Source organism: Deferrivibrio essentukiensis (assembly GCF_020480685.1).
In the GTDB taxonomy this organism is placed as follows: domain Bacteria; phylum Chrysiogenota; class Deferribacteres; order Deferribacterales; family Deferrivibrionaceae; genus Deferrivibrio; species Deferrivibrio essentukiensis.
The window spans coordinates 1-4593 of sequence record NZ_JAJAFU010000040.1 but is presented as its reverse complement, the minus strand read 5'-3'; the positions used below and the strand labels follow the sequence as shown (position 1 = coordinate 4593).

Sequence of the window (4593 nt, the reverse complement as noted above, 5' to 3'; positions counted from 1 at the left end):
ATATATAATCTTTAAAATAGACGGGACATTATCTATAATCTCAAGAATTTTATCTACTTGCTCTTGATCTTCCGCCACTACTATCTTGGCGTTTGTCTTTTTTAAAATATATTCTACTTCACTAACTATAGAATCTTGATAAATTCCCACAGGATAGGCTCTTAAAAGCTGAGAAGCTATTTCTGAAATAACCCATTCAGGTTTGTTATCACCTACAATTGCAACCGTATCACCATTTTTAAGCCCGCACTCTTGGAAATAATAGGCGACTTTAGAAATAAGCCCCAAATAATCTTGCCACGTATATTCATTCCAAATACCATAGTCTTTTTCTCTAAAAGCTACTCCAGTCGGGTTTTTAACATAATTATCTAAAAGATAAGAAGGGAGCGGCTTTAAAACTATATCCATTTTTCCTCTCCAAGATATGCAGAAATAACCCTTTTATCTTTGGCTACATCTTCAGGCAATCCTTCACAAATTTTTTCCCCAAAATCCAGTGCCATTACTCTATTTGACAAATCCATTACAACACTCATATCATGCTCAATCAGCACAACCGTAACACCCATCTCCTCATTTATATCAATAATATACCTTGCCATATCTTCAGTCTCTTCACTGTTCATTCCAGCCATAGGCTCATCTAATAAAATAAGCTCCGGCTCAAGGCAAAGTGCTCTTGCAAGCTCAACCCTTTTTTGAATACCGTAAGATAACTCAAACACATGTTTTTTTCTGTATCCTGAAAGATTAAGAAAATCTATGACCTCTTCCACTCTCCTTCTGTGGGCTACTTCCTCTTTTAAAGTTTTACCAAAATAAAAAATAGAAGACAGAAGACCATAATTTAAAAAATTGTGCCTTGATAACATCAAATTATCCAATACTGTCATCCCTTTAAAAAGCTCTAAATTTTGAAAAGTCCTCACCAAACCATAAGAAGGTCTTTTATGGACAGGCATTTTAGTAATATCCAAACCTTTATACGTAATCTTCCCTTTATTAGGGAAGTAAATACCTGTAATTGTATTTAATATACTTGTTTTTCCAGCTCCGTTTGGGCCGATAATTGAAAATATCTCCCCTTTGTAAACTTTAAATGAAACACCTGCAATAGCAAGAATCCCACCGAAACTAAGGTAAACTTTATTCAAATCAAGAATAACTTCGTTATTTATACTCATCAATCTCCTCTAACCTTGGAAATCTATTATAATACAAATTATATTATACAACTTTATTGCTTATTAAATTTATAATAAAAAATACCAATGTAGTCAATTTAAAATTCAGTTTAACCAAATTTTGTTAAACTGCACTTAATTTTACTTTAAATTTTTTAACTTTTGCTGATAGATAGACAGTTTTCTCACCTGCTCAGGAAAAAGTGTAAATGCTTTATTTATAACTTTATCGGCCAAATCTGCTTTTTTTAGCTTAATAGCTGCATCAATGTACGCAAAATAAAGCTCATGGTCATTAAATTCATCCAACTTTATATCTTTTAATAATTTAAAGCCTTCAACATAATCATTTGATTTTATAAGCGCCAAGGCATAGTAAGCTCTTATCTCATCGTCAAACTGGAAATTTTCATACGCTTTTTTAAACGCATCAACAGCATCATACAGTTTACCCATATTTAAATAAACTTTTCCGCTACTTAAGTACTGTTCCGCAGCAAATATCTTCTTTGCATCAATTCTTGATTCGGAATTGGAATTAGCATTGGTGGACTCACCCACAAGTGTATCATAGGCAAACTTGATTGTTTCAAACAACTCATTTGCTATTTTTTTTGCCTCATTATTTTGAAACAAATCGGGGTGATACTTCTTAGAGAATTTAAGATATTTTTGTTTCAAGTCCTCTAAATTCAGGCTTTCTTTATTAACGCCAAATAGTTCTTGCGGTGTTAGGTCTTTTATCTCTTTTAAAAAGTTTTTCAACTGTTCCGCACTTAACTCCTCATTTTCCAGCTCCCTAATATATCCAAGCTTAAATAAAATATTTAAGAGTATTAAAAATCCTGTATCTAACCCTTTCAATTTTTTAGCCGGAAAGATATTCTCATTAAATTCATCCAACAACAACTTAACACAACTTATATTTCCAAACTCTTCAAGAAGTTTTGTAGAGTCTTTTACAAGCTCGTAATTTTTTGAAAAATCTATTTCATTTTCGAAATACACCTCATCATTATAAACAGCAAAAGCTGTCATATATAATAAGTTAAAGTTTAACGAAATATCATAAGGAAATGTTTTGCCGTGAATAAATATTGCAGAAATTGGTTTATGTTTTAAAACCTCATAAAAAATCATACTGGAATATACTTCAAAAATACCATTTAACTCATCACTCAGCATATTCTTTTCATCTATAAGATATTGAATAATATCGCCTATATCTCTGTAATTTGATGCAAATTCCACATTAAATTTTCCAGACTCAATAAGATAATTGCCTAAAGAGTACTTGTCGGTTGTGGAGTAAATAAATTTTAACTTGCCACCTGAAAAATATGCTTTGGCAGATATTGCTGCTGTTATTATCTCCATCTCACCCGTAAGCTCTCGGGAATAAATATTTAAAATAGAATTTATTACATTCAATGTAAACAATTCGGTCTTATTTTCTTCTCTCTCTTTCAATAGCAAAAGACCGTATTTATTTAGCTTATCAACAATTAGATACAGTTCATGCCTATCAACATTAACAACCTTTTCCAGTTGAACTATGCAAGGATACTCATCTATTCTTGAAAGAACAAAACCTTCTGTAGGGGTAATATAAATCTTTTCATCTAAAAATTTTAATCTGTTCAAAGCAAAACAAGAGTTGTCCCCACCAAACTTTTTATAAAAATACTTTGTTATAAATATCTTAAGATTATCATAAAATTTTAAAACTTGTTCTCCCTTGTAACCCTTTGAAATAATTGTCTTAACTTTTTTATAAGACTCATAAATTTTTCCTTTATTAAAAAGTTCAAGCGCCACCAAAAAATCCAAAATCGGGTCATTAACACCTGGCGTGTCAGAACTCTCCTTTTCTCCTACTATTTTGTATATTTTACTTTTCAAACCCTCATAAATCAGCTTATAGGTCACAAAATCGTCCCCACCTCTCAAAAACAATACCTCTTTGACAGATTTTTCTCCATCAAAAAGGCCAATCTTATCATTTTCAGCATCAACCACTTCAATGATTGAATTATCATTAAAATACTTGAGCATATTTTTCATTTCGTCACTTCTTCTAAGCCCTTCCATCAAAAGATTTTCTACTGACACTTCCGTTGCAGTGTTGACCTCGATATCCCTTTCATTAAAATTGAAATATCCATTTTTCCAGGTTAAAAGGTAGTAAGCGATTTCCTCTATCTGATATAATATCGCTTTTTCTAATTGTTTTTTATTTATAAATTTATTCTCTATAAATATCTGTCCAAGCGGCTTTCTGCTCTTTTTTTGGATACTTAAAGCTTTTATTAGATGAGTTTTAGTTATCATTCTGTATTTTAATAATATTTGTCCAAGAAGAAATTTAGGATTGTTAGAGCTGGCATAAACTATTTTCCCTTTTTTAAATATAAAACTGGCGTCCTCACTTTCATGCTGAATAAATAACTCTCCAGACTTATTTGCCATAGCAATCCACTGAAAAACATCGGAAAGAGGCATTGATAATAAATCACCAACCAGACCTTTTTTAGATACCACATAGCACCTCAATTAATTCATTGTGTATTATTTTATTTGATGCAACTATATATTCGTCTTCAAAAGAAAAATTACCACCATTCATATTTGATATTTTACCACCTGCTTCACTAACTATCAACACCCCTGCAGCTACATCCCAAGGTTTTAGTCCACCCTCATAATATCCGTCAAAAACTCCGCGAGCTACATAGCACAAATCTAATGAAGCAGCACCAGCCCTTCTAACCCCTCTTGAGTTACTAAGAATTTTTTCAAGCTTTGCTAAAATATCTTTTTTATTTTTTTCAACAAACCCATAAGGGAAACCTGTCGCCAGTAATGAATTTTCTATCTTGCTTTGTGTAGACACAAAAATGCGGCTCCCATTTAAAAAAGCACCTTTACCTACCTCTGCGTAATAAAGTTCATCCATTATAGGGTTAAATACAGTAGCGGCTACAGGGTTTAAGTTTTCATAAACTCCTACAGAGATACCAACAAAAGGGAATCTATGCACAAAGTTCGTTGTACCATCGATTGGGTCGACTATCAAACACTTCTCTTTAAAGCTTAAATCAAGACTTGTTTCCTCCCCAACAAACTTATAATCTGGCAATTGTTTATAAAAATATTTTTTTAAAAACTCCTCTATCTTTAAGTCCGTTTCAGTTACTAAATCGGCTACCCCTTTGTTTGATACAGTCTTTGGCCTGTAAAAATCTTCTTTTAAAATTTCTCCAGCCTTTTTTACACCGTTTATCAAAATATCTTTCACAGTTACTCCATACACATACTAATAACTTATGTTAACAATTAGATACAATAATGTAAACTTTAATTTTAATAACCATATTTTTATGCACATCTTTTAAGCTTTTAAAAT

General features: G+C 31.7%; 4 protein-coding genes. All 4 read right to left on the bottom strand.

Annotation, left to right across the window (positions count from 1 at the left end; all coding sequences use genetic code 11):
• On the bottom strand, positions 1-411 hold a 411-nt coding region (locus tag LF845_RS11580; protein ID WP_242821172.1), incomplete at its 3' end, for an AMP-binding protein.
• Entirely contained in the window at positions 402-1187 is a 786-nt protein-coding gene (locus LF845_RS11575) for an ABC transporter ATP-binding protein (protein WP_242821171.1), read from the bottom strand. The genes LF845_RS11580 and LF845_RS11575, both read right to left, overlap by 10 nt.
• A 141-nt stretch (positions 1188-1328) precedes the next feature.
• Positions 1329-3728: a DUF4388 domain-containing protein gene (locus LF845_RS11570; RefSeq protein WP_242821170.1), complete on the bottom strand. Its 2400-nt coding sequence runs from the start codon at positions 3726-3728 to the stop codon at positions 1329-1331.
• The gene (locus tag LF845_RS11565) at positions 3718-4485 is read right to left on the bottom strand and encodes an inositol monophosphatase family protein (RefSeq protein WP_242821169.1); all 768 of its coding nucleotides are present in this window, start codon (positions 4483-4485) and stop codon (positions 3718-3720) included. The genes LF845_RS11570 and LF845_RS11565 overlap by 11 nt, the downstream gene beginning before the upstream one ends.
• Positions 4486-4593 lie beyond the last annotated feature (108 nt).

Excerpts from the sequence above, each read along its gene's own strand:
- LF845_RS11575 (WP_242821171.1), bottom strand. The coding sequence starts at position 1,187 with ATGAGTATAAATAACGAAGTTATTCTTGATTTGAATAAAGTTTACCTT.